Below are 25,191 nucleotides of genomic sequence, written 5' to 3' on the forward strand. Positions count from 1 at the left end.
GCCCAAAGACCTAATGGCATGCGCCGCCCTTTCACAAGATCAAAATGAGGGAGGTCTTCCATGACCGCATCCGCCACCCCGGCATCGACGGGTCCCGCCTCCGTCCCGCATCTCGACGTCGATCCGTTCGACATGGAGTTTTTCGCCGATCCTTATCCCGCCCATCAGCGGCTGCGGGAGGCCGGACCGGTGGTCTATCTCGACAAGTGGAACGTCTATGGCGTGGCGCGCTATGCCGAGGTCCATGCGGTGCTGAACGATCCCGCCACCTTCTGCTCCAGCCGCGGTGTCGGCCTGTCCGACTTCAAGAAGGAGACGCCGTGGCGGCCGCCGAGCCTGATCCTCGAAGCCGACCCGCCCGCGCACACCCGCACCCGGGCCGTGCTGTCGAAAGTGCTGTCGCCGACCGCGATGAAGCAGGTGCGCGACCGCTTCGCCGCCGCGGCGGAGGAGCGGGTGGACGCGCTGCTGGACAAGCGCAGTTTCGACGCGGTCGCCGATCTCGCCGAGGCCTACCCGCTCTCGATCTTTCCGGATGCGCTGGGCCTGAAGCCGGAAGGACGCGAGCATCTGATTCCCTACGCCAGCGTCGTGTTCAACGCGTTCGGCCCGCCGAACGAGCTGCGCCAGCAGGCGATCGCGCGCTCGGCGCCGCACCAGGCCTATGTCGCCGAGCAATGCCAGCGCGACAACCTCGCGCCCGGGGGCTTCGGCGCCTGCATTCATGCCCGCGTCGACGATGGCGAGATCACGGCCACCGAGGCGCCGCTGCTGGTGCGCTCGCTGCTGTCGGCCGGCCTCGACACCACGGTCAACGGCATCGGTGCCGCCGTCTATTGCCTCGCGCGCTTCCCCGACCAATGGCAGCGCCTGCGCGATGATCCGACGCTGGCGCGCAACGCCTTCGAGGAGGCGGTGCGGTTCGAAAGTCCGGTGCAGACCTTCTTCCGCACCACCACGCGCGAGGTCGAGCTCGCGGGCGCCACGATCGGCGAGGGCGAGAAGGTGCTGATGTTCCTGGCCGCCGCCAATCGCGATCCTAGGCGCTGGGACCGGCCCGACAGCTACGACATCACCCGCCGGACCTCCGGCCATGTCGGCTTCGGCTCGGGCATCCACATGTGCGTCGGCCAGCTCGTCGCCCGCCTCGAAGGCGAGGTGATGCTGACTGCGCTGGCGCGCCGTGTCGCGAAAATCGAGATCACGGGCGAGCCGAAACGCCGCTTCAACAACACCCTGCGCGGGCTCGACAGCCTGCCTGTGACGATTACCCCGGCCTGACGAGGAGCTTCATGCCCGCCATCACTTTCATCCATGCCGACGGCAAGTCCGAGCGCGTCGAGACCTCAGGTGAAGAGAGCGCCATGCAGGCGGCGACCCGTCATGGCCTCGACGGCATTCTGGCCGAATGCGGCGGCAACGCCATGTGCGCGACCTGTCACGTCTATGTCGATGAAGGCTGGCTCGCGCGCCTGCCTGATATGGCCGACGACGAGGACGCGTTGCTCGACGGCACCGCGAGCGAGCGGCGGCCGAACAGCCGGCTGTCCTGCCAGATCAGGATCACGCCGGAGCTCGACGGGCTCATCGTGAAGCTGCCGGAGCGGCAGGTCTGACCTGCAAAGCCAACTGATTTTTCAACCGCTCCGGCAACGGCCGGTGCGGCAACGCATCAACAGGGAAGGGAACCATGAAACATCTGAAGTGGACGCTCGCGCTGGCCGCGAGCCTGGTTGCCGGCGCGGCAAGCGCCGAGATCTCCGACAACGTCGTGCGCGTCGGCGTGCTCAACGACATCTCCGGCATCTTCCAGGACACCAACGGCATGGGCTCGGTGGAAGCCGCGCGCATGGCGGCGGAAGACTTCAACGGCGGCGGCAAGAACATCAAGGTCGAGATCGTCTATGCCGACCACCAGAACAAGGCCGACGTCGGCAACGCCATTGCGCGTAAATGGCTCGATGTCGAAGGCGTCGATGCCATCGTCGACGTGCCGAATTCGGCGGTCGGTCTTTCCATCAACACGCTGCTGCGCGACAGCCGCATGACGTTCCTGGCGTCGTCGACCGCAAGCTCCGATCTCACCGGCAAGGCCTGCTCGCCCAACACCATCCAATGGGTCAACGACACCTGGGCCACCGGCAACACCACGGCGGCTGCGATGATGTCGCGCGGCGGCAAGGACTGGTACTTCCTCACGGTCGACTACGCCCTCGGCAAGGGCATCGAGGCCGAGGCCCAGAAATACATCGAGGGCCATGGCGGCAAGGTGCTGGGCTCCTCCAAGCATCCGCTCGGCACCTCCGACTTTGCCTCCTTCCTGTTACAGGCGCAGAGCTCGAGGGCCCGGGTGATCGGCCTTGCCAATGCCGGCGGCGACACCATCAACGCCGTGAAGCAGGCCGCCGAGTTCGGCATCCAGCAGAGCGGACAGAAGCTCGTCGCCTTCCTGCTCTTCATCAACGACATTCATGGCATGGGCATCAAGGTCGCACAGGGCTTGCAGCTCATGGAAGCCTTCTATTGGGACATGAACGACGACACCCGCGCCTTCGCCAAGCGCTTCGCCGCGCGGCCCGGCATGAACGGCAAGATGCCGAGCGGCAATCAGGCGGGCGTCTATGCCTCGACGCTGGCTTATCTCAACGCCGTCGCGGCGACCGGCAGCGACAACGCCAAGGATGCCGTGCCCGAGATGAAGAAGTTCAAGGGCAAGGACAAACTGTTCGGCGACACCACGATCCGCCAGGACGGCCGCGTCGTGCATCCGATGTATTTGTTCGAGGTGAAGAAGCCGGAGGAGTCGAAATATCCGTACGACTATTACAAGCTGGTCTCGACGATTCCCGCCGACCAGGCCTTCCGCCCGCTGGCGGAGGGCGGGTGTGAGCTGGTGAAGTAGCTAGCAGCGAGCGCGTCTGCTTCACCCTCCCCTGGAGGGGGAGGGTCGATCGCGCGCAGCGCGAGCGGGGTGGGGTGATCCATCCACTCGGGCACTTCATCAGTGGAGAGACTGTCACCCCACCCCGGCACGCATCTCGCTTCGCTCGATTGCGTGCTGACCCTCCCCCTTCAGGGGAGGGTCAGAGGAATGCGCGGCGAAGAGCTCCCTACACCACCTTGCTTGATCCCTGCGTGATCAACCGCGCGGCGCGCTGGTCCCGCGCGTAGATCCAGAGCCAGCTCAAGGCGACGCTGAGGCGGTGGCGGAGGCCGATCAGGAAGTAGATGTGGGCGATGCCCCAGATCCACCACGCGATGGCGCCGCGCAGCTTGAAGCGGCCGAAATCGATGACGGCGAGCCGCTTGCCGATCTGGGCCAGGCTGCCGGCGTGCTTGTAGCGGAACGGGCCGGCCGCAGCGCCACGCAGGCGGGCCTTGATGGTCTCGGCGACGTGACGGCCCTGCTGCTTGGCCGCCGGCGCGATGCCCGGCACCGGCTTGCCGTCCCAAGCGTTGATGCTGACGGTGTCGCCGATCGCGAAGATTTCGGGATGGCCGGGGATGGTGAGGTCGGCCTCGACCAGCACGCGTCCGGCGCGGTCGTGAGGTGCACCCAGCCATTCGGCTGCCGGCGAGGCGCGCACGCCGGCGGCCCAGATCCTGGTCTTGGCTTCGAGCAGCTTGCCGCCGAACACCACGCCCTCGCGGTTGATCTCGGTGACGGCCTGTCCCAGCACGACCTCGACACCGATCTTCTCCAGCGACGCCTGCGCATAGGCCGAGAGGTCGTCGGCGAAGCCGGCGAGCACGCGCGGCCCCGCCTCGATCAGCACCACGCGCGCTTTGGTCGTGTCGATGTTGCGGAAATCGCCGGGCAGCGTGTGGCGCGCCATTTCGGCGATGGTGCCGGCGAGCTCGACGCCGGTCGGGCCGGCACCGACGATGACGAAGGTCAGCCGCGCCGCGCGCTTCGCCGGATCGGTCTCGCGCTCGGCGCGCTCGAACGCCACCAGGATGTGACGGCGCAAGGTGGTCGCATCCTCCAGCGTCTTCAGCCCCGGCGCCCATTGCTCCCACTCGTCGTGGCCGAAATAGGCGTGACGCGCGCCGGTCGCCAGCACCAGCGTGTCGTAGGGCACCTCGCTGCCGTCGTCGATCAGCACGCAACGTCGCGCCGCATCGACGCCGCTCACGGTCGCGAACAGCGTCGTCACCTCGGGCCGGTCGCGCATGAGATGGCGGATCGGCCAGGCGATCTCGCTGGTCGCCAGCGAGGCGGTCGCGACCTGATAGAGCAGCGGCTGAAACAGATGATGGTTGCGGCGGTCGATCAGCGTGATCTCGACCGGCGTGCCCGCGAGCCGGTAGGTCGCCTCCAGCCCGCCGAAGCCGGCGCCGACGATGACGACGCGATGGGGGTGTGCGGTCATGATACGCCCTCGAATCTCGCTGCTGCTTCTTCCTCATTTAAGTGCGGATCGGGTGTCGCGGTCCAATAGAGGCCATCAATCGCGGCATAGGCGGGGTGTATCGATCCGTCGCGATACAGCGCCAGAGCTCCGGACCGGCCCCTGAAGCCGGCCTCAGCCGAGTTAAGTAGAATTATATTTCTTGCTATCCGTAATCGGGGCGAAATATGGTGCAGGGGCAGGCGCTGAGCCATTGGCGGCTCGACAGATTTTGCGTTCAATAGAGACAGGCCCGGGGCGGCGATCACCCCGTTTCCGGGACCGATAATAAGGAGGGAGTGGTTATGAGGACGGCATTTTGGCTGGCGGGCGCAGCGGCGCTCGTGCTGGCAAATCAGGCATTCGCTGGAGACACCATCAAGATCGGCTTCGTCTCGACGTTCAGCGGCCCGACCGCCGTGATCGGCAACGACATGCGTAATTCCTTCGAGCTCGCGCTCGATCACCTCGGCCGCAAGATGGGCGGCAAGCCGGTGGAGGTGCTCTACGAGGACGACGGGCAGAAGCCCGACGTCGGCAAGCAGAAGACCGAGAAACTGGTGCAGTCGGACAAGGTCGACTTCATCGTCGGCTATATCTGGTCGAACGTGCTGCTCGCCTCGCTCAAGACCGCGGTCGATTCGAAGACCTTCCTGATCTCGGCCAATGCCGGACCGTCGCAGCTCGCGGGCGAGCTGTGCTCGCCTTACGTGTTTTCGACCTCCTGGCAGAACGACCAGACCCCGCAGGCGGTCGGCACCTACATGAACCAGAAGGGCGTCAAGTCGGTGTTCCTGATCGGCCCGAACTACGCCGCCGGCAAGGACATGCTGGCCGGCGTCAAGAGCACCTTCAAGGGCCAGGTCGTGGGTGAGGAATACACGGTGTGGCCGAGCCAGCTCGACTTCTCCGCCGAGCTCTCGAAGGCGCGCGCCTCCGGCGCCGAGTCGATCTTCGTGTTCTACCCAGGTGCCGCCGGCGTGCAGTTCCTCAATCAATATGCGCAGGCCGGACTGAAGGGTACGATGCCGCTCTACACCGCCTTCACCATCGACGAGCTGTCGCTGCCGCTCCAGAAAGAGAACGCGCTCGGGGTGCCCGGCGCGCAGCAATGGGTCAACGACCTCCCCAACGAGCAGAACAAGCGCTTCGTCGCCGACTATCGCAAGAAGTATCCCGGCCTGCGCCCGACCTTCTACGGTGCGCAGTCCTATGACGCCGCGAACCTGATCAACAGCGCCGTCGACGCCGTGAAAGGTGACACCTCGAAGAAGGACGAGATGAAGGCCGAGATGGAGAAGGCCAACTTCAAGTCGGTGCGCGGCGCGTTCAAGTTCGGCAACAATCACATCCCGATCCAGAACTTCTACCTGCAGGACGTGGTCAAGGATTCCGAAGGCCAGCTCGCGCTGAAGACGGTCGCGACCATCGTCGAGAACGACCAGGATCGCTTCCACGACAAGTGCAAGATGAAGTGAGGTCGGTGTAGCTACCGGATGAGGGGGCTCTTCTGCCCCCTCAATTGTAAGTATCGTAGGGTGGGCAAAGCGAAGCGTGCCCACCATTCTTATCAATCATTGAGAGGTGGTGGGCACGGCGCAAGCGCGCCTTTGCCCACCCTACGATTCCGGTCTCGTGGAGAGAAAGGCAGTCACGCCCGCGGCATGCTCATCGGCCGCACCTCGCGCGCCTGCGCTGCCAGCCTGATGGCGGCATTGGCCGCGCCAAAGCCCTGATAGCTCCGCCGCTCGACGATCTCGAAGAAGAAGCGTTCGTCGAAGATGTGGGTGTAGACCTGGAAGAACTCGCCGTCGCCTTCGCGATCGTAGAGGATGTGGTTGGCGCGCAGCTGCGCCATCAGCTCGGGCGCGAGGTCGTATTTGGCTTCGATGTCGTCGTAGTAATTGTCAGGGATATCGAGAAAATCCGCGCCGCGCTTGCGCATCTCCGCGACCGTCGTGAAGATGTCGCTGCAAGAGAACGCGACGTGCTGCACGCCTGAGCCGAAAAATTCCGAGATGAAGCGCGCCGGCAGCGTGCGGTTGGCGGAGGAGCCGTTGAGCACGAAGCGCAGGCTCTGGTCGGCGTTGACGATGGCCTGGCTCTGCACGAGGCCCCTGGGATCGGCGATCTCCATCTGCGGCAACCGCTTCAGGTCGAGGATGCCGGTGTAGAACAACAGCCAGGACAGCATCTCGTCATAGGGCATCGTCTGCGCGATGTGATCGACGGCGAGCAGCGCGTCCTGGTCTGCGTTGCCCGCGATCGCCTCGAAATCGGTGTCCCAGTTCTTGCCGGCTTGATCCAGGAAATAGAGCAGGCTGCCGCCGACGCCGTGGATCGCAGGAATCTCCAGCTCGCCCGGTCCGACCGGCTGGTAGAAGGTGCGCGCCTTCAGCATCTCGGCACGCTGCATGGCGAGACCGGCATTGTCGACGTCGAGCGCGATGGCGCAGACGCCGGGGCCGTGGGTGACGTAATGGGAATGGGCAAAACCGTCGGTCTCGCTGTTGATGACGAGCTCGACCTTGCCCTGCGACCAGCGCTCCACCGCCTTGCTGCGATGCGCGCCGGTCTTGCGGAAGCCGAGCTGGGAAAACAGGCGGGCGAGATCGCCGGCCTTGGTTTCGTTGACGGCAAACTCGATGAAACCGGTGCCGCGGCTCTTCGCCTTCGGCGCCAGCGGCTCGGCGGCGAATTTCGGCCAATCCGGCGCCAGCTGGTCTTCCAGCAGGATCAGCGAGCGCAGGCCGTCGAGCGCGGTCTGCGCGGCCGAGCCGGCGCGGAACTGGTCGTTGAAGATCTCCAGCGACAGCGGCCCGGCATAGCCGGTCGCGGCGATCGCGGCCATGAATTCGACGACCGGCAGATCGCCCTGGCCGGGGAAGGACCGGAAGTGCCTGCTCCACGACAGGATGTCGAGCTCGAGCTTGGGCGCGTCCGCAAGCTGCACCAGGAAGATCTTGTCGCCCGGAATCGAGGCCATCGCGCGGGTGGGAAATCCGGGCGCCAGCGCGTGAAAGCTGTCGAGGATGATGCCGATCGCGGCATGATCGGCGCGCCGCACGATCTCCCAGGCATCGCGATAGTCGCTGACATGGCGGCCCCAGGCCAGCGCCTCGTAGCCGACGCGCAAGGAGCGCTTGGCCGCGCGTTCGCCCAGCTCGCGAAGGTCGTCCGCGGCGCGGTCGATGCCGCCGAGCGAGGCGGGCGAGACGTTGGAGCAGATCAGCAGGAGATCGGTGCCGAGTTCCTGCATCAGATCGAACTTTCGCTCCGCGCGTGCGAAGTTGCGCGAGCGCTGCGGCTCGGGCATGCCCTCGAAATCGCGGAACGGCTGGAACGCGCAGATCGTCAGGTTGAGATCGCGGCAGAGCTTTGCGATCTCGCGCGGGCTTGCGCCGAACGACAGCAGATCGTTCTCGAAGATCTCGACCGCGTCGAAGCCGGCGGCCGCGATGGCGCGGAGTTTCTCGTCCAGGCTGCCCGAGAGCGAGACGGTGGCGATCGAGCGTTTGTTCATGCGGCTTGCTCCATGATCTGCCCCGGCGAGATCTTTTGTCCCGTGCGCGCCGCTTCGCTGACGGCCTCGACGACGGCGAGCGTGCCCATTGCATCTTCGACCGAAATCAGAGGCTGCTCGCGGCCGGCGATCACGGCCAGGAAATGCCGAAGCTGCTCGACGAGCGGATCGTAAGCCGAGAATGCGGCGGGCTCGCGGACCAGCGGCGCGTGCCAGCCGGGATCTTGTCGATACGACCACAGCTCCATGGTCGGCACCGAGAGGGAGCCGCTGGTTCCTGCGAAGACGTAACAGGGCTGGTCCTGTCTGGGATAGACCGCGTTCTCGCCCGACGTGAGTTCCCAGCTCCATGGTGCCGGCGTCGCATCCGACACGGTCACCGTGCCGAGGGCGCCGTTGGCGAAGCGCAGCAGGAGCGCCGCGGTGTCCTCGACGGCGAAGCCGCGCACCTTGTTCGAGGTCAGCGCCTGCACCTCGACGATCTCGCCGCAGATGAAGCGGAGATTGTCGATGTCATGAATCAGATTGATCAGCAGCGGACCGCCGCCCGCCTCGCGCCGCCAGGCGACTTCGAAATAATCGTCCGGCTTCTTCAGCAGCCACAGTCCGGCCACTGCGGTGAGCTGGCCGAGCTTGCCGCTTGCTACCGTCTCGCGGGCCGACTTGATGATCGGATTGTGCCGCCGGTGGTGACCGACCAGCATCGGCACGCCGGTGCGCCTCACCGCGGCGCACAGGCGCTGCGCGGTGGCAACCGTCTCGGTCACCGGCTTCTCGATCAGGGCCGGCACACCCGCCGCGGCGCAATCAAGGGCCATCGGCAAATGCAGTGTGTTGGGCGAGGCGATGACGAGGCCGTCCGGCTTCTCCCGTGCCAGCAGCGCGCGATGATCGGAATAGCAAGGCACGTTCTGCGCCAGTGCATGATCCTTCGCGGCGGGCGAGGGATCGGCGATGCCGGCGAGCTCGCAGCCCTCGAATGCCGCGATCAGCTCGATATGGCGGCGGCCGATCAGGCCGGCGCCGGCCACGGCGATGCGTATAGCCGCGCTCATGCCGCACTCTCCTCCATCGCGCCGCCGAGGAAGAGCTGGCCGATCCGCGGATCGTTCAAAATGCGCTTGGCGTCATCGACCATGCGGGTCTGACCCAGCTCGAGCACGATGCCGATGTCGGAGATTTCCAGCGCCGACCGCGCGTTCTGCTCGATCATCAGGATGGTGACGCCGCGGCTGCGCAAGCTCTTGAGGATATCGAAGGTCTGCTGCACCATCAGCGGCGACAGGCCGATCGAGGGCTCGTCGACCAGCACCAGCTTGGGTTCGAGCAGCAGCGAGCGGGCGATCTCGAGCTGCTTCTGCTCGCCGCCGGACAATGTCGAGGCCTGCTGCGTCGACTTCCGCCGCAGCGCCGGAAACAGGTCGAGCGCCGCCTCGATCCGCTTCGGCAGGTCGAGGCCCTTCTCGGCCGCGACGCCGCCGAGCTCGACATTGTGGCGCACCGACAGCTCGGGGAAGATGTTGCGGCCCTGCGGCACGTAGCAGATGCCGGCATTGAGCAGCGCGCGCTGGCTCAAATTGGTGACGTCGCGGCCGGCAAAGCTGATCTTGCCCTCGCGCAGCCTGAGCAGGCCGAAGATCGCCTTGAACACGGTGGATTTGCCGGCGCCATTGGGGCCGATGATGGTGGTGATGGTCGCCGGCGGCACCGAGAACGTCGTGCCGTTCAAGATCGTCATCTTGCCGTAGCCGCCGACGAGATTGTGAACCGAGAGGATCGGGTCGCTCATGGCTCGCTCTCCCTAATGTCCGAGATAGGCTTCGATCACGGCGGGGTTCTTGCGGACCTCGTCGGGGCGACCCATCGCCAGCACCTTGCCTTCCGCCATCACCATCACGCGCGAGCACAGCGACATCACGAACTCCATGTTGTGCTCGATCACGACGAAGGTGGCGTTCTTCTCGCGGTTGATCGCGACCAGGCGCTCCTTGAGGTCCGCCAGCATCGACGGGTTGACGCCGCCGGCGGGCTCGTCGAGCAGCACGAGGCGCGGGCCGCCCATGAAGGCCATGGCGGCGTCGAGCAACTTCTGCTGGCCATAGGACAGGCCGCCGGCCGGCTCGTCGGCGAGATGATCGAGCTTGAAGAAGCCGATCATCTGGTTGGCGGCCTCGGTCAGCCCGGCATCGGAGCGGCCGACCAGGCGCGAGGCCATGCTGCCCTGGTGCTCCTGGCCCGCCAGGATCAGGTTCTCGCGCACCGAGAGCTTCGGGAAGACCTGCAACAGCTGAAAGGTGCGGCTGACGCCGAGCTTGTTGAGCTCGGCGGGGCGCAGACCGGTGACGACCTTGCCGGCGAGCTTGACCTCGCCGCCCGAGGGCGTGAGCTGGCCGAGGATGCAGTTGAACAGGGTCGACTTGCCGCAGCCGTTCGGGCCGATCAGGCCGAGGATCTCGCCCTCGCGCACGTCGAAGGAAACGCCGTCGACGGCGCTGATGCCGCCGAAATTTTTCTTGATCTCTGAGACTTCCAATACCGCGCTCATTGCACCGTCTCCAGGCGCGACTTTGCGACGGCGCGCAGTGCGGAGGCCGCCTTGGTGCGGCGTTCGGCGAGATAGCGGTCGAGGATTCCCAGAATGCCCGTCGGCGACCAGATCAGCAGCAGCATCACCGCGACCGCGTATAGCATCAGGTAATAGCCTTCGGTGAAGCGCAGCCATTCCGGCAGCAGCACCGCGATCATCGCGCCGAGGAAGGGGCCGAAATAGAACCCGGCGCCGCCGACGATCACCATCATCAGCAGGTCGAGCGAGAGCGAGAGGTTGAACGGCACCGGATCGATATATTGCGTCAGCGGCGCATAGAGCGCGCCGGCGACGCCGCCGAGCGCCGAGCCGATCGCGAATGCCATCAGCGTGTAGCGCCGGGTGTCGATGCCGAGCGATTGCGCGCGCAAGGGATTCTCACGTAGCGCCATGAAGGCGCGGCCCCAGGGCGAGCGGATCAGCCACCATACCGCCAGCGACACGATCGCGAGCGAGCCGAGGCAGACGTAGTAGAAGGGGAGGGGCTTGTTGGTCGCGATGCCGAAGATATGCGGCCGCGGGATGTTGGAGATGCCGTAGATGCCGCCGGTGAGCCAGCTCTCGTTGCGGAACACCAGGAAGGCGAGGGTGGAGAAGGCCAGCGTGACGAAGGCGAGGTAGTGGTGCTGGACGCGCAGCGCGGGATAGCCGAGCACCCAGCCGACCGCGAAGCTCAATGCGATCGCGACCAGGATCGCCGCCGGCAGCGGCCAGCCATGGGTGGTCATGATCGCCGCGGCATAGGCGCCGATGCCGACGAAGGCGCCCTGTGCCAGCGAGACCTGGCCAGCATAGCCGAGCGTGAGGTTGAGGCCCATGGCGGCGATGCTCATCACCGCCCATTGGCTGAGGATGAACAGGCCGTAGCGGTTGAAGTTCATGGGGATGACGATCAGGCCGGCGATGATTGCGAGGCCGAGCGCGATCTTCAGGGGTTTGCCGAAGCTGCTCATACCGTGCGCTCCTCGGCGCGGCCGAGCAATCCCTGCGGCCGGAACAGGATCACGGCGATCAGGAAGATCATCGGCACGGCGGCGCGATATTGGGTGGAGACATAGGCGGCCGCGAGATTGTCGAGCACGCCGATCAGGAGACCGCCGACGATGGCGCCGCGCACCTGGTTGAAGCCGCCGACGATCGCCGCGATGAAAGCGGCCTGGCCCAGCACCTCTCCGGAGGAGAATTTTGCCAGGTAGATCGGCGTGATCAGAAGCGAAGCCAGCGCGACCAGGAAGGCGTTGATCAGGAAGGTCAGCAGGATCATCCGCTCGACGGGCACGCCGATGATGCGCGCCACCGTCGGGTTCTGTGCCGCCGCCTGCATCTGATGCCCGAGCGAGGTGCGGTTGAGCAGCGTGGTCAGGCCGACCACGGCGAGGATGGCGACGGCGAGCACGCCGATGCTTTGCAGCGAGACCGCGTGTCCGAGGATGGAGACGTCGCCCGTCGGCACGATCGAGGGAAAGGGCTGGGCTTCGGCGCTGAAGAACTGCTTGACGGATTCCTTGATGCCGATCGCGAGCGCCATGGTCGCGATCGCAAGCGGCAGCACGCCGTGACGCATCATCGGGTCGACCAGCAGCAGCTTGAAGGCGAGCCCGAGCAGGATCATCGAGAGCAGGATACCCAGGATGATCGCGAGCCAGAACGGCGCGCCGGCATGCATCGCCGCCAGCATCAGGAACGCCGGCAGCATCACGAACTCGCCTTGCGCGAAATTGATGGTCTGCGAGGTCTGCCACAGCAGCGTGAAGCCGACCGCGACCAGCGCATAGATCGCGCCAGTGGCGAGCCCCGCGACCAGAAGATCGAATAGGTTGGACATTTTTCCCTCTCGCTGTTCTGTCTTCTCCCTCGCCCCGCTCTTTCGTCTCCCTCTCCCCGTGCTTACGGGGAGAGGGCGGGGTGAGGGGCTGTCTCCGCGAATTCGCTAACGGTTGGACTCGCGGAAGCAGCCCCTCACCCCGACCCTCTCCCCGCGAAGAGCGGGGAGAGGGAGAAGAGAGATATCCCCCCGCGTGCGGGGAAAGGCGAAGAAGATCTCACTTCACCTTCGGCAGTACCTGCTTCACGACCTGCTTGCCTTCCACGACTTCGACCAGAAAGCTCTGGCGGTCGATGTCGCCGGTGTCGCTGAAGGTGACGTCCATCAGGATGCCCGGCTCGTCCGCGGCCTTGATGGTGAGGCCGTGCAGCGTGTCGGCGAACTTCTTCGGATCGACCTTGCCCATCTTCTCGGTGGTGGCCTTCACCATGTAGACGGCGAGATAGCCCTTCAGGCCGTTGTGGTCGGGGACGTAATTGTACTTCTTGGAGAACCTCTCGCGGAATTGCTTGATCTGGTCGACCGGCGCATCCGTGGTGAGGCCGACATGGCCGCGCGCGCCGTTGGCGGCATCGCCGGCGAGCTCGATCACCTTCTGGCCGATCAGCGTGGTCTCGCCCATCAGCGGCGCGGTGACGCCCTGGCGCTTCAGCTCTTTCAGGATGCGCGCGCTCTCTTCCTCGTTGAGGTAGACGAAGACGGCATCGGGATTGGCGGCCTTGATCTTGCCGACGTCGGCGGCGAAATCGGCCTGGCCCGCTTCGGTCGAGAGGTCGGCAACGACCTTGGAGCCGAGCCGGTCGAGCTCCTTGATCACGACGTCGCGCCCGCCGCGGCCGAAATCGTTGTTGACCCAGACCACCGCGACCGTCTTCGCCTTCATCTCGTCGTGGATGTATTTCGCGACCTTCGGCATCGAGGATTGCTGGCCGAACGAGGTGCGGAACAGGAATTTGTTGCCTCCTTGCGTCAGCTCAGCGGCCTCGCCGCCCATGATCTGCGCGATGCCGGCTTCGGCCGCGAGCGGGGCCGTGACCTTCACCGAGCCGGAATAGCCGGGCCCGAGCAGCACATAGGGCTCGGCATCGAGCGCCTTCTGGACCTGGGCGCGCGCCACGCCCGGGTTGGACTGCGAGTCGGCGTGGGTCACCTCCAGCTTGCGGCCGAGCACGCCGCCCTTGGCGTTGATCTCCTCGATCGCGAGGTCGATGCCGTTCTTCCAGTTGGTGCCGACGGTGGCGCCGCCGCCGGAGAGCTCGGCGACGTTGGCGAGCTTGATCGCCTGGGCGTGGACACTGGTTGCGGTCGCGAAGGCAAGCAGGGCGCCTGCCAGCAGGGTCGATTTCATGATGTCTCCTCCGGTTTTCCTCAGATAGGGTCCGCGGCCTTGTGTCCGGCCGCTTTGGTTACGCTGCGTGATAGGCTGAGCTTCGTGCCGCCATCACCTCGTCGAATGCCTGTCCCATGACCTCGGTCGATGGGGCAAGCCCCGTGAACAATTCGAAAGCGTCGGCCGCCTGATAGATCGCGAGCTCCCGCCCGGTCATGATCCGCGCGCCCTTGGCTTCGGCCGCCGCCAGCAGCGGCGTGATCAGCGGCGAGTAGACGGCATCCGCCACCCACAGCTTTTCGTGCAGCAGCGCGGCCGCAACCGGCATGGCCCGGTTCGGCAGCATGCCGACCGGGGTGCCGTTGACGAGACCGGTTGCGCCATGAAGCGCGTCCTCGACGCTTGCAGCGACCCTTGCAGCCCCCCTTGCGCCGCCTTGCGGCGCCAGCAGGGAGACGAGCGTCGCGGCGCGCGCGGGCTCGCTGTCGAAGATGCGGATGTCGGAAACCTTCAGGTTCGCCAGCGCAAACGCGATCGCCTTGCCGACGCCGCCGGCGCCGATCACCGCGACGGCGTTCCCCGCGGGCGCCAGCAGCGGCGCCACCGCGCGCGCAAAGCCCGTGGTGTCGGTGTTGTGGCCGGTCAGGCGGCCGTTTCTGACGACCACCGTGTTGACCGCGCCCATCGCGGCCGCACCGGGCGCCAGCGCGTCGAGCAGCGGGACCACCGCTTCCTTGTAGGGATAGGTGACGTTGACGCCGGCAAAGCCGAGCCGCCGCACGCCTTCCAGCAACAGGCCAAGGCCGGCCGCATCGGCGCCGGCAATTTCGATGAGCTGATAGTGGCCGCGCAGGCCGAGCGCCTCGGCGGCACGTTCATGCATGGCAGGGGACGCGGAATGCGCGATCGGCGCGCCGATCAGGCCGGTGAGGAGCTTCTTGCTGGCGGCGTATCCGCGCGTGGACATGGTTCGCTATCGTCTCAAATGGAACGTTCGGTGCCGGTCATTAGCGGGGAAACCCGCGCAATTCCAAGGGGCTTCCAGGTCTCCGACGATAGCCTTTCCTTAGGCTAACACAATTACCCTTTTAGCCGGCAAACCTAACATCATGTTATTTCTTCCGCCCGCGCACCGAAGCGGCCTTGCCGCGCGACGGCTCGACCGCGCGCATCTCGGCGCGCAGCGCCTCGATGAAAGCCTCGGCATGGAGCGACAGCGGCGCGCCGCGCTTGACCGCGATGTAGGTGTCGAACCGCGTCGGCTCGGCGATCTTCAAGAGCTCGATCCCGGGATAGCCGCCATGAGCCACGGTGAACTGGTCGATGATGGCGATACCGAGCCCCGCCTTCACCAGCGCGCAGACCGTGGTGCCGAAGCGCGCGCGGATGGTGATGTTGTAGTCGAGCCGGTTGCGCGCGAAGATCCCGGCCATGATCCGGCCGTAGGGATCGTTGGGATCGATGCCGATCAGCGGATAGCGGGTGATCTCGGCGGCCGAGACCTGTTTGCGGCCGGCGAGCTCGTGGCCGGGCGGCACGATGCAATACAGCTCGCCCGAGGCGAGCGGCATGAAGTCGAGCGCGGAATGCTCCAGCCGGTAGCTCATCGCGACGCACTCGCCGCGGCCGAGCATGAGATAGTCGATGGCCTCTTCGAGCTTGAGGATGTTGATGTCGATGCCGAGATCGGGATAACGGCGCCGGACGCGCTCGATCGCGCGGGGCACCATCACCTGCGAGATGCTCGGCACCGAGCCGATGCGCAGCTCGGACAACCCGCCACGGCCGATCTTGGAGATGATCTCGGAGAGATCGTCGACCTTCTTGTAGACGCCGTTGATCTGCTCGAAGATGTTCTCGGCTTCCGGCGTCGGGAAGTAGCGCCCGTTCTGGCGCTGGAAGAAGCGGATGCCGAGCGAGCGCTCGGTGTATTTGACGAGGCGGCTGATCCCCGGCGCCGAGACGTTGAGCAGCTTCGCCGCGCCGCCGATGGTGCCCGTCACCATCACGGCACGGATCACTTCGACCTGGCGCAGCGTCATCATGCTCTTGGCATCCGAACGAGGATCGGGGCGGCGATCATCTCACGAGAGCCGCGCCGTCATCCAGCGGTAAGTGTCTGAGGATGTGGACGGAGGCTGCAAATCGCTCTCGTGTCCCGGACGCGCTGCAGCGTGCAACGCTGCTGCGCAGAGCCGGGACCCCTGTCACAGCGGTTGTTCTTGGCAATCTGGGCCCCGGCTCTGCAGCGCACCGTCAAAGGGACGCTGCGCTGCGTCCGGGGCACGAGAGCGTGGTCGGGAAGAAGGGGAGGCAATTGTCAGAATGTTTCGATTAAAATCGGTTCGTTCGAATGGAAGGGCATCGTCGCGCGATCCGCTGCATCGGCGGCGCCTGCTGCAACTGCGCTTTAGCTCGCCGGGCCCTCGGGCGAGATGCTGTCGGCCGGCTCCGCACGCTCGCTCTCCAGCACTTCGCGCGCGAACTCGATGATCTTCTGCTTGTTTGCCGTTTCGCGGACGGCGAAAAACACGCGATTCAGTTCCAGGCCGAGCACGCTGTTGAGGGCGATGTCCTCGTCTTCCATCGTGGTTTTCCCGCTTCGGAGACGTTCAGGTGTATAGTGCCGTCAACTCTGCCACAAGTAGTTTAAATCTTCTGGCCGGATGAGGACCGGGAAACTACGGTCGCTGCGAAATTGAGGCGGCCCGCGAATACGTGCTATAGGCGAGGGCGAAGGTCAGGAAACGCACCGATGTCCGCCGCTGATGGCGTTGATTATGGCCGCGAGGCGCTCGACTTCATCGAAGGGCTCGGAACCTGTACCAAGGTTCCGGACGCCATGGACGCGCTTGCAGCCGCGTTCGGTCGGTATGGCTTCGAACATATCATCGTGGCGGGCCTGCCCAATCCCGAGCAGCGCTTTTCCCAGATGGTGCTCGCCAAGAAATGGCCGGCGGAGTGGTTCAGCCTCTATACCCAAAAGAGCTACGACCGCGTCGATCCCGTGATCCGCAAATGCCGGCAGACGGTGAACCCGTTCGAGTGGTCCGAAGCGCCGTACGATCCGGAGCTGGAGCCGGGCGCGGTGGAGGTGATGCGGCGCGCTGCCGATTTCCGCATGTCGCGCGGCTTCGTCGTGCCGATCCACGGCTTGACCGGCTACGAGGCCGGCGTCTCGCTCGCCGGCGTCCACCTCGATCTCAATGCGCGCAGCAAGCCGGCGCTGCACCTGATCGGGATGTACGGCTTCGATCACATCCGCCGCCTGCTCGATCCGACGCCGCATCCGTCGACGCGCCTCACCCCCCGCGAGCGCGAGGTGCTCGCCTGGGCTTCGCAAGGCAAGTCCGCCTGGGAGATCGGCGAGATCCTGCACATCACGCAACGCACCGCGGAAGAGCATCTTGCAACTGCCGCGCGCAAGCTCGGTGCGGTCAACCGGACGCATGCGGTCGCGATCGCGATCCGCCACAGAATCATCAATCTCTGAAACATTCGCCTACTGGGAAATTTCCCAATAGTCGGCTCGGCCGTTTTCGCTGAGGCTTCCCCGCATTGCGAGCCAAGGGGGAGTTCATGATTCATGTGATTTCTGCCGTCAATCGGCACCTTTACGAAGACGTTCTCGAACAGCATTTCCGGATCCGCCACGAGATATTTGTCGAGGAGCGGAAATGGGAGGCGCTGCGCAAGTCTGACGGGCGCGAGATCGATAGCTACGACAATGACGACGCGGTCTACCTGCTGGCACTGGAAAACCGGCGGGTGCTCGGCGGCTCCCGGCTGTATCCGACCACCAGGCCGACGATGATGAGCGAGGTGTTCCCGCATCTCGCGTCGGTATGCGGTTGTCCGTCGGATCCGTTGGTCTGGGAATGGTCGCGCTTCTTCGTCTCGCGCGAGCGCCGCGACGGCGCATTCAATCTGCAATTGATGGCGGCGGCGCAGGAGTTCTGTCTCGAGCAGGGCATCGAGCGGCTTTGTCTCGTCATGGAAACCTGGTGGCTGCCGCGGTTCCACGACATCGGCTTCGTCGTCACGCCGCTGGGATTGCCGGCCCTGTTGGAAAATTCCTGGACCATGGCGGCAACGATCGAGGTCCGCCAGGAATCGCTCGATGTCGTGCATGACCGTATCGGGATGACGAGCGTGGTCCAGCAGGACGGTCCGCGGATCGACTGTATCGCCCGTGCCAACTTCTGCGGCCTTGCTGCCGCGCAGCGAAAGAGCGCCTGAGATGTCGAACATGATGCGGGACAGCCAGATCGTGGCGCAGACCGAGGACGAGACTCTCGGCTACATGTCCGACATGGCGCTCGAGCTGGCGCAAATGGCGGAAGACACCGGATTGGCGACGCTCGCCCATCTGTTCCGGATGGCGGCGCTGGAGGCCTCCACGGCCGACAGCGTGCTCGCCGAACTGGATAACCTCCCCCAGCGGATGACGTCGCACTAGACGCATCCCCTCACAAAGAGGTCGTCATGCCCGGGCTTGTCCCGCCTGCGCGGCCGAAGCTGCTCCGGCGCGGCGAAGGCCCGGGCATCCACGTTCTTCGCGCCGCGGGCAAGGCGTGGATGGCCGGAACAAGCCCGGCCATGACGATGTGGAGATCATCGGGCCCAAGAAGAGCGCGGCTCGTGTCGGGTGCGGCAGGTTGACCCAGCCTGCGCGGCAGCCTTCTTGCAGGGGCATTTTGCCCGCATGCACCCGCATGCAACAAAGTGCATGTCAGGTGTCGAATCGCTCTTGCCTCGGAACGATACTGCCATTACCCATTTTTCGGCCTTGAAGAGGCAGGGGGAGCTCTTTCACTGATGGCGACATTGTTCGAACATCGGCGCGACGCTGCGTGCGCCTGAAAGAGTCTTGATGCTGCTAGTCGTCGAACAGTTCTTGAACGGATTGCAGTTCGGCCTGCTGCTGTTTCTGCTCGCCGCCGGCCTGACGCTGGTGTTCGGGATCATGGATCTCGTCAACCTCGCGCACGGCTCGCTCTATATGATGGGCGCCTATTTCGCCGCGACCTTCGCGGCCTGGACCGGCAGCTTCCTGCTCGGTGCGCTGATGGCGCTCGGCGCCACCCTGGTGCTCGGCATCGTGCTGGAGGTGAGCGCGCTGCGGCATCTCTACGGCCGCGACCATCTCGACCACGTGCTCGCGACGTTCGGCCTGATCCTGTTCTTCAACGAAGCCGTGCGGCTGATCTGGGGCCCGGCGGGCCTCGCGCTGCCGTTGCCGGCCTGGCTCACCGTGCCGGTGCCGATCCTGCCCGGCATTCACTATCCGGCCTATCGCCTCGCCATCATCATCGTGGCGCTGCTGGTCGCGCTCCTGCTCTATCTCGGCGTGATGCGCACCCGCATCGGCATGTTGATCCGCGCCGGTGCCTCCAACCGCGAGATGATCGGCGCGCTCGGCATCAACATCAAGCTGCTCTACACGCTGGTGTTCGGCCTAGGGGCCGCGCTCGCGGGCCTTGCCGGGCTGATGCAGGCGCCGATCCTCACCGTGCAGATCGGCATGGGCGAGAACATCCTGATCCTCGCCTTCGTCATCATCGTGATCGGCGGCATCGGCTCCATCCGCGGCGCGTTCCTCGCCGCGATCTTCGTCGGCATGATCGACACGCTCGGCCGCGCCTTCCTGCCCAATCTGCTGCGGCAGGTGCTGAGCGGCGCCGCCGCCTCCACCGCCGCGCCCGCGCTGTCCTCCATGCTGATCTACCTGTTGATGGCGATCGTGCTGGTGGTGCGGCCGGAGGGGCTGTTTCCGGCCAATCGTCGATGAAGGGTTTGACTGTGAGCAAGGCCGTCACGGCCCTGATGCTGGCAGGCCTCGTGCTGCTGCCGCTCTATTCGCATCTGTCCGGCAACATCTTCATCCTGACGCTGTTCACCCGCATCGTCATCCTGGCGCTGGCGGCTGCGAGCCTCAACCTCATCATGGGATTTGCCGGCCTGATGAGCTTTGGCCACGCCGCCTATCTCGGCATCGGCGGCTACGCGGTCGGCATGCTGGCGCAGGAAGGCGTGGGATCCGGCTTCATCCAGTTTGCCGTCGCGCTCGCGGCTTCCGCAATCTATGCACTGGTGATCGGCGCGCTCTCACTGCGCACCCGCGGCGTCTACTTCATCATGATCACGCTCGCCTTCGCGCAAATGGCCTATTACGTCGCCTCGGGCCTTGCGCGTTACGGCGGCGATGACGGCCTCACCATCTACACGCGGAGCGACTTCTCCGGCCTGATCGACCCGTCGAACCGAACGCAGTTCTACTATCTCTGCCTCGCCTGCCTGTTCGGCGTAATGGTCCTGATCTGGCGCATCGTCAATTCGCGCTTCGGTCTCGTCGTGCAGGGTCTGCGCTCCAACGAGCAGCGCATGCAGGCGATCGGCTTTCCGGCCAAGCGCTACCAGCTGGTCTGCTTCGTCATCTCCGGCACCATGTGCGGCCTCGCCGGCGCGCTGCTCGCCAACAACACCGATTTCGTCAGCCCGGCCGTGATGTACTGGACCCGCTCCGGCGACCTCATGGTGATGGTGATCCTCGGCGGCATGGGCACGCTGTTCGGCCCGGTCATGGGCGCGGTGGTGTTCCTGCTGCTGGAAGAGCTGCTGTCGCAGATCACCGAATATTGGGCGCTGATCTTGGGCCCGCTCTTGCTGCTGATCGTGCTGTTCGGCCGCGGCGGCATCATGGGCGCGCTGGGGAGGGCCGACCGTGGCTGAACCCTTGCTCCGCGTCGAAAAGCTGGTGCGACGCTTCGGCGGCATCATCGCGACCGACAACGTTTCGCTCGACGTCGCCAGCGGCGAGCTGCACGCCATCATCGGCCCGAACGGCGCCGGCAAGACCACGCTGATCAGCCAGCTCACCGGACATCTCGCGCCGCATTCCGGCAGCGTCTCGCTGGCGGGGCGCGATATCACTTACCTTCCGGCCTATCGGCGCTGTGCGCTGGGCCTTGCGCGTTCGTTCCAGATCACCTCGCTGCTGCTCGATTTCACCGCCGCGGATAACGTCGCACTGGCGGCGCAGGCGCATGCCGGCACCTCGTTCCGCTTCTTCGCCGATGCGCGCAAGGAGAAAGGCCTGCGCGATGCCGCACATGCCGCGCTTGATCGCGTTGGCCTGGCTCATCGCGCCGATGTTCTGGTCTCGAGGCTCAGCCATGGCGAGCGACGCCAGATCGAGCTTGCGGTCGCGCTCGCCAGCAAGCCGAAATTGCTGCTGCTCGACGAGCCGATGGCCGGCCTCGGCGTTACCGAATCCCAGAGCATGGTGAAACTGCTGCAGGAGCTCCGCAAGGAAGTCTCGATCGTGCTGGTCGAGCACGACATGCCGGCGGTGTTCGCGCTGGCCGACCGCATTACGGTGCTGGTCTATGGCCGCGTCATCGCGTCCGGCGATCCGGCCGCGATCCGGGCGAACGAGGACGTCAAGCGCGCCTATCTCGGCGACCAGCACGTGGTGACGCATCATGGCTGACACGCTGCTCGACGTCGACGGCATCGAGACATGCTACGGCCTCTCGCAGGTGCTCTTCGGCCTGTCGCTGTCGATCAAGCCGGGCGAGATGGTCTCGCTGATGGGCCGCAACGGCATGGGCAAGACCACCACCATCCGCTCCATCATGGGCCTGACGCCTGCCCGTGCCGGCGCGATCCGTTTTGCCGGCGCCGAGGTGCGGCAGCTGCCGTCCTACCGAATTGCAAAGCTTGGCGTCGGCCTCGTCCCCGAGGGCCGCCAGATCTTCCCGAACCTCACCGTGCGCGAAAACCTGGTGGCGGCCGCCGCCGATCGCTTCGGCAGTCCCAATCCCTGGACACTGCCGGCGATCTACGTGCTGTTCCCGCGCCTCGCCGAACGTGCGACCAACATGGGCAACCAGCTCTCCGGCGGCGAGCAGCAGATGCTCGCGATCGGCCGCGCGCTGATGACCAATCCGAAGCTGCTCATTCTGGACGAGGCGACCGAAGGCCTCGCGCCGCTGATCCGCGAAGAAATCTGGCACTGCCTGTCGCTGCTCAAGAGCCGGGGGCAATCGATCCTGGTCGTCGACAAGAACGTCGACCATCTCGCCCGCATCTGCGATCGCCATTACATCATCGAGCGCGGCAAGACGGTATGGAGCGGCACCTCCGACGAGCTGTTGGCCGAGCCGGATCTCCAGCACAAATATCTGGGCATCTGAGCCCCTCTCTCCCCGCCGTCATTGCGAGGAGCCCCCGCTCTCTCAACCCCGTCATTGCGAGGAGCGGAGCGACGAAGCAATCCAGAGTCTTTCCGCGGAGGCAGTCTGGATTGCTTCGCTGCGCTCGCAATGACGGCGGCGAGAGTACGACCCGACGTCAAAACACCTCGAAATATTCGCGGTGCTCCCAGTCGGTCACTTCAGACAGGAAGCGGTCGATCTCGGCGTTCTTGATGTGGGTGTAATAATCGACGAATTCGGCTCCGAGCTTCTCGCGGAAGAACGGATCGTCCTTCAGGGCGGCGACGGCATCGCGCAGTGATTTCGGCAGCAGCGGCGCCTTGGTCTCGTAGGGCGTGTCGGCGGAGGGGCCGGGATCGAGCCTGCGATCGACGCCGTCGAGGCCAGAGAGAATCTGCGAGGCCATGTAGAGATAAGGGTTTGCTGCTGGCTCGCCGATGCGGTTCTCCAGGCGCGTTGCGGCATCACCCGCGCCGCCGAGCACGCGGATCATCACGCCGCGATTGTCGCGGCCCCAGATCGCCCGGTCCGGCGCCAGCGAATAGGAGCGGTAGCGCTTGTAGCCGTTGATGGTCGGGGTGGTGAACAATGTCGAGGCGCGGGCGTGATCGAGCAGGCCGGCGAGGTAGGCCTTGCCGAACGCGCTGAGCGGCTCGCTGCCGTCTTTCGCCGTTTCCTTGGTCATGAACAGGTTCTCGCCGCTCGCGCGCGAGACGATCGACTGGTGCAGGTGCCAGCCGCTGGCAAACACGTTCGGCAGCTTCGGCCGGCACATGAAGGTGGCGTGATAGCCGTGCCGGCGCGCGATCTGCTTCACGGCGGAGCGGAACAGCACCATGTTGTCGGCAGGCTCCAGCCCCTTGCGCGGCGCGAAGGTGAACTCGCACTGGCTCGGTCCGAACTCGACCTCGACGGAGCGCAGGGGCAGGCCGAGCGCGACGATATCGCGGCGCAGGATCTCCAGCACCGGCTCCATCTGATCGAATCGCTGCTCGGTGAGATATTGATAGCCGTGACTGAGCAGGCTCACCGATGGCGGCGTGCCGGGCTGACCGGCATCCTCCGGCCGCATATGCGCATCGTCGAGCCTGAAGATGTGGAATTCGACCTCGAGGCCGGCGACGAAATCGTGGCCTCGGCCCGCGAGCTCGTCGAGCACCTTGCGATAGAGCGAGCGCGTCGCGAACGGCACCGGGCGGCCGTCATTGAAGTGGAGGTCGCACAGCACCCAGCCCGTGGTCGGCGCCCACGGCAAGACGCGAAACGTGGTGGGATCGGCGACCATCAGCACGTCGGCCGCGCCCTCCATCTCCTTCATGCCGAAGCCGCCGCCCGCGGTAAACACCGGAAACACCGTGCGGTGCGACGTGTCCTTGGCGAGCATGGTGGTGGTGATGGAGCAGCCACTCTCCAGCGCGGCAATCGCCTCGGAGGCGACGATGGTCTTGCCGCGCAGGATGCCGTGCTGGTCGGGAAAGGCGAGGCGGATCACCTCGAGATTCCTCTCCTCGACGATGCGGCACATGCGCGCCGCGGCGTCCCTTTGCTCATCCGACCACAGCGCATGACGCGCGACGAAAGTCACTTCACCACCCCCTCAACTGCAGTAGGGTGGGCAAAGCGAAGCGTGCCCACCGCGTCTATCGTTCTCACGGACACATGGTGGGCACGGCGCCTTGCGCCTTTGCCCACCCTACGAGAGCTGTCTGTCATCGCCCGCGAAGACGGACGATCCAGTATTCCAGAGACGGCAACGTATCCACGAGAGGCCGAGGCGGACTGGATGCCCCGCTTTCGCGGAGCATGACACCAGAGATTGCTGAGCCGCCGTCGCGACTCGCCGGCGACGATCGGCGCCATCACTCCGCCGCCGTCAGCTTATGCACGTTATCAGCGATCTCCTTCGGCACCGGCGCGATCCACGGCGCGCCGCGGCGGCGCTTGACGTCGACTTCCATCCAGTAGGTCTCCCAGCCCCGGGTCGGGCCGATGCCGTCCATGGTCGCCGGTCCCTGGATGCTGCGCGCATTGGCCTCGTCCAGGAACAGCATCGGCTTCTCGCCGCCCGAGACCTTCTCGATCTCCTGCCGCAGCAGGCGGCGGTACTGCACGATCGCCTTGTCGCTCGAACCGAGATGCTCCTTGGTGCGATCCTGGATCGCGCCCATCGATTCCACCGCCCATTGGTCGTGGACGTTGATGTCGTTGCCCATGCCGGTATAGGTCGCGCTCTGCTGCTCGTGCGGATCGAAGCCGTAATCGTTGCTGCGGTTCTTGCGCGACTTGTAGTCCGGCAGCTCATAGAGCTCGAGCCGCTGGTCGCGCATCTTCTGCTTGTCGACCGGAGAGGTGTAACTGGTGAAGATCGCGTACCAGTAGCAATTCTCGTCGTCGACCGGCACGTGCCATTGCGTGATCGTCATCTCCGTGCTCATGGGGATGACGAAGCCGTGCGGGAACAGCTGGTTGGTGACGCGCACATGGGTGCGCTCCTCGTCGATCTCGCGCAGCGCGATCAGGCGCAGGCCGTATTCGGTGTGCTCGACATTGATGATCGGGCGGTCGTACTCGCGCAGGATCTTCGTCATCGGCAGATCGCTGCCGGCGGAGGCGCCGCGGAATTGCTTGCCGTAGGCGGTGGAGGTGTCCTCGTCCTCGAAGAAACGATGCAGATAGGAGGCGTGCGCGGGATCGATGCCGACCTCCAGCGCCTGCAGCCAATTGCAGGCCATGTGGCCCTTGAACGCGAAAGTATGGCTGCCCGGCGCAACGAAACAGTCGATCTCGGGAAATGCCGGCGGCTCACCTTCGCCAAGATACGCCCAGAGGATGCCGCTCTTCTCGACTACGGGATACGAGCGCTGCCGGATGTTCTGGCAGAGCTTCGAATCCTTCGGCTCAGCCGGGGTCTCGATGCACTGGCCGGTGGCGTCGAACAGCCAGCCGTGGAAGGCGCAGCGCAGGCCGCCATGCTCGAGCCGGCCGAAGGCGAGGTCCGCGCCGCGATGGGCGCAGTGGCGATCCATCAGGCCGTAACGTCCGGTCTCGTCACGGAATAGCACCAGGTTCTCGCCGAGCAGTCTGACCGGGCGGATCGGGCGAGCGCCCTCGAGCTCGTCCACCAGCGCCGCCGGCTGCCAGTAGCTCCGCATCAGTCTGCCGCACGGATCCTTCGGTCCGGTGCGGGTGATCAGGTCGTTCTGCTCCTGGCTCATCATGACGCGTGCATCCCTTGTGGAGTGGCGTTTGTTCGCCTATTGAACGAATGGGCGAATTATGCCATGCCGTGATCCGGCAGCAAGCACTATTTTGCAGG

At 65.3% G+C, this 25,191-nt stretch carries 24 protein-coding genes; 11 read left to right on the plus strand and 13 right to left on the minus strand.

Translation table 11 applies throughout. The features are described 5' to 3' along the window. Nucleotides 1-60 precede the first annotated feature (60 nt). The 3 genes from D6B98_RS12145 (at nt 61) to D6B98_RS12155 (ending at nt 2,902) form a co-directional block, all read left to right on the plus strand. Complete coding sequence (locus D6B98_RS12145; protein WP_126257213.1) at nt 61-1,281, plus strand: cytochrome P450; 1,221 nt, start codon at nt 61-63, stop codon at nt 1,279-1,281. Between the two features lie 11 nt (nt 1,282-1,292). After that, nucleotides 1,293-1,616, plus strand: a complete 324-nt coding sequence (locus tag D6B98_RS12150; RefSeq protein ID WP_126257214.1) for a 2Fe-2S iron-sulfur cluster-binding protein — start codon at nt 1,293-1,295, stop codon at nt 1,614-1,616. Between the two features lie 74 nt (nt 1,617-1,690). Then, a complete protein-coding gene (locus D6B98_RS12155) occupies nt 1,691-2,902 on the plus strand; it encodes an ABC transporter substrate-binding protein (RefSeq protein WP_126257215.1) in 1,212 nt (403 codons plus the stop codon). A gap of 208 nt (nt 2,903-3,110) precedes the next feature. On the opposite strand, the gene D6B98_RS12160 is transcribed toward D6B98_RS12155, so the two are convergent. Beyond that, nucleotides 3,111-4,373, minus strand: a complete 1,263-nt coding sequence (locus D6B98_RS12160; RefSeq protein WP_126257216.1) for an NAD(P)/FAD-dependent oxidoreductase — start codon at nt 4,371-4,373, stop codon at nt 3,111-3,113. 323 nt (nt 4,374-4,696) lie between these two features. Between D6B98_RS12160 and D6B98_RS12165 the strand changes: the two genes are divergently transcribed. Beyond that, entirely contained in the window at nt 4,697-5,869 is a 1,173-nt protein-coding gene (locus tag D6B98_RS12165; RefSeq protein WP_126257217.1) for an ABC transporter substrate-binding protein, read from the plus strand. 173 nt (nt 5,870-6,042) lie between these two features. On the opposite strand, the gene D6B98_RS12170 is transcribed toward D6B98_RS12165, so the two are convergent. The 10 genes from D6B98_RS12170 to D6B98_RS12215 form a co-directional block, all read right to left on the minus strand. Then, nucleotides 6,043-7,914, minus strand: coding sequence for a bifunctional sugar phosphate isomerase/epimerase/4-hydroxyphenylpyruvate dioxygenase family protein (locus D6B98_RS12170; protein ID WP_126257218.1), 1,872 nt, complete (start codon nt 7,912-7,914; stop codon nt 6,043-6,045). Continuing rightward, nucleotides 7,911-8,969 (minus strand): Gfo/Idh/MocA family protein, encoded by a 1,059-nt coding sequence (locus tag D6B98_RS12175; protein WP_126257219.1) that lies wholly within the window; start codon nt 8,967-8,969, stop codon nt 7,911-7,913. Before D6B98_RS12175 ends, D6B98_RS12170 begins: the two co-directional genes overlap by 4 nt. After that, the gene (locus D6B98_RS12180; protein ID WP_126257220.1) at nt 8,966-9,703 is read right to left on the minus strand and encodes an ABC transporter ATP-binding protein; all 738 of its coding nucleotides are present in this window, start codon (nt 9,701-9,703) and stop codon (nt 8,966-8,968) included. Before D6B98_RS12180 ends, D6B98_RS12175 begins: the two co-directional genes overlap by 4 nt. Nucleotides 9,704-9,715: 12 nt before the next feature. Next, the gene (locus D6B98_RS12185) at nt 9,716-10,459 is read right to left on the minus strand and encodes an ABC transporter ATP-binding protein (protein ID WP_126257221.1); all 744 of its coding nucleotides are present in this window, start codon (nt 10,457-10,459) and stop codon (nt 9,716-9,718) included. Next, nucleotides 10,456-11,454, minus strand: a complete 999-nt coding sequence (locus D6B98_RS12190) for a branched-chain amino acid ABC transporter permease (RefSeq protein ID WP_126257222.1) — start codon at nt 11,452-11,454, stop codon at nt 10,456-10,458. The genes D6B98_RS12185 and D6B98_RS12190 overlap by 4 nt, the downstream gene beginning before the upstream one ends. Further along, nucleotides 11,451-12,326: a branched-chain amino acid ABC transporter permease gene (locus D6B98_RS12195; RefSeq protein ID WP_126257223.1), complete on the minus strand. Its 876-nt coding sequence runs from the start codon at nt 12,324-12,326 to the stop codon at nt 11,451-11,453. Before D6B98_RS12195 ends, D6B98_RS12190 begins: the two co-directional genes overlap by 4 nt. Before the next feature lie 217 nt (nt 12,327-12,543). Continuing rightward, nucleotides 12,544-13,674, minus strand: a complete 1,131-nt coding sequence (locus tag D6B98_RS12200; RefSeq protein WP_126257224.1) for an ABC transporter substrate-binding protein — start codon at nt 13,672-13,674, stop codon at nt 12,544-12,546. Nucleotides 13,675-13,732: 58 nt separating this feature from the next. Beyond that, a complete protein-coding gene (locus tag D6B98_RS12205) occupies nt 13,733-14,623 on the minus strand; it encodes a shikimate dehydrogenase (protein ID WP_126257225.1) in 891 nt (296 codons plus the stop codon). A gap of 145 nt (nt 14,624-14,768) precedes the next feature. Next, nucleotides 14,769-15,701: a LysR family transcriptional regulator gene (locus tag D6B98_RS12210; protein ID WP_126257226.1), complete on the minus strand. Its 933-nt coding sequence runs from the start codon at nt 15,699-15,701 to the stop codon at nt 14,769-14,771. Between the two features lie 365 nt (nt 15,702-16,066). Further along, entirely contained in the window at nt 16,067-16,243 is a 177-nt protein-coding gene (locus D6B98_RS12215) for a hypothetical protein (RefSeq protein ID WP_126257227.1), read from the minus strand. A 168-nt stretch (nt 16,244-16,411) separates the two neighbouring features. Here D6B98_RS12215 and D6B98_RS12220 point away from each other — a divergent pair, with 168 nt between their 5' ends. The 7 genes from D6B98_RS12220 (at nt 16,412) to D6B98_RS12250 (ending at nt 21,854) form a co-directional block, all read left to right on the plus strand. Continuing rightward, nucleotides 16,412-17,149, plus strand: a complete 738-nt coding sequence (locus D6B98_RS12220; RefSeq protein ID WP_126257228.1) for a helix-turn-helix transcriptional regulator — start codon at nt 16,412-16,414, stop codon at nt 17,147-17,149. Between the two features lie 86 nt (nt 17,150-17,235). After that, nucleotides 17,236-17,895 carry an acyl-homoserine-lactone synthase gene (locus D6B98_RS12225; RefSeq protein ID WP_126257229.1) on the plus strand — a complete coding sequence of 220 codons (660 nt, stop codon included), beginning with the start codon at nt 17,236-17,238 and terminating at the stop codon, nt 17,893-17,895. Nucleotide 17,896: 1 nt separating this feature from the next. Then, entirely contained in the window at nt 17,897-18,115 is a 219-nt protein-coding gene (locus tag D6B98_RS12230) for a hypothetical protein (protein WP_126257230.1), read from the plus strand. A gap of 414 nt (nt 18,116-18,529) precedes the next feature. Further along, a complete protein-coding gene (locus D6B98_RS12235) occupies nt 18,530-19,447 on the plus strand; it encodes a branched-chain amino acid ABC transporter permease (protein ID WP_126257231.1) in 918 nt (305 codons plus the stop codon). Beyond that, nucleotides 19,444-20,388 (plus strand): branched-chain amino acid ABC transporter permease, encoded by a 945-nt coding sequence (locus D6B98_RS12240; protein WP_126257232.1) that lies wholly within the window; start codon nt 19,444-19,446, stop codon nt 20,386-20,388. The genes D6B98_RS12235 and D6B98_RS12240 overlap by 4 nt, the downstream gene beginning before the upstream one ends. Further along, nucleotides 20,381-21,148, plus strand: a complete 768-nt coding sequence (locus D6B98_RS12245) for an ABC transporter ATP-binding protein (protein WP_126257233.1) — start codon at nt 20,381-20,383, stop codon at nt 21,146-21,148. Before D6B98_RS12240 ends, D6B98_RS12245 begins: the two co-directional genes overlap by 8 nt. After that, complete coding sequence (locus tag D6B98_RS12250; RefSeq protein ID WP_126257234.1) at nt 21,141-21,854, plus strand: ABC transporter ATP-binding protein; 714 nt, start codon at nt 21,141-21,143, stop codon at nt 21,852-21,854. The genes D6B98_RS12245 and D6B98_RS12250 overlap by 8 nt, the downstream gene beginning before the upstream one ends. A 157-nt stretch (nt 21,855-22,011) precedes the next feature. Here the strand turns inward: D6B98_RS12250 and D6B98_RS12255 are convergent, their stop codons facing one another. Together D6B98_RS12255 and D6B98_RS12260 are read right to left on the minus strand one after the other, a co-directional pair. Then, complete coding sequence (locus D6B98_RS12255; protein ID WP_126257235.1) at nt 22,012-23,460, minus strand: glutamine synthetase family protein; 1,449 nt, start codon at nt 23,458-23,460, stop codon at nt 22,012-22,014. A 274-nt stretch (nt 23,461-23,734) separates the two neighbouring features. Next, on the minus strand, nt 23,735-25,093 hold the full coding sequence (locus D6B98_RS12260; RefSeq protein WP_126257236.1) for an aromatic ring-hydroxylating dioxygenase subunit alpha: 1,359 nt from the start codon (nt 25,091-25,093) through the stop codon (nt 23,735-23,737). Nucleotides 25,094-25,191: the final 98 nt, after the last annotated feature.

Origin of the sequence: Bradyrhizobium sp. LVM 105 (assembly GCF_003957705.1) — a bacterium.
In the GTDB taxonomy this organism is placed as follows: domain Bacteria; phylum Pseudomonadota; class Alphaproteobacteria; order Rhizobiales; family Xanthobacteraceae; genus Bradyrhizobium; species Bradyrhizobium frederickii.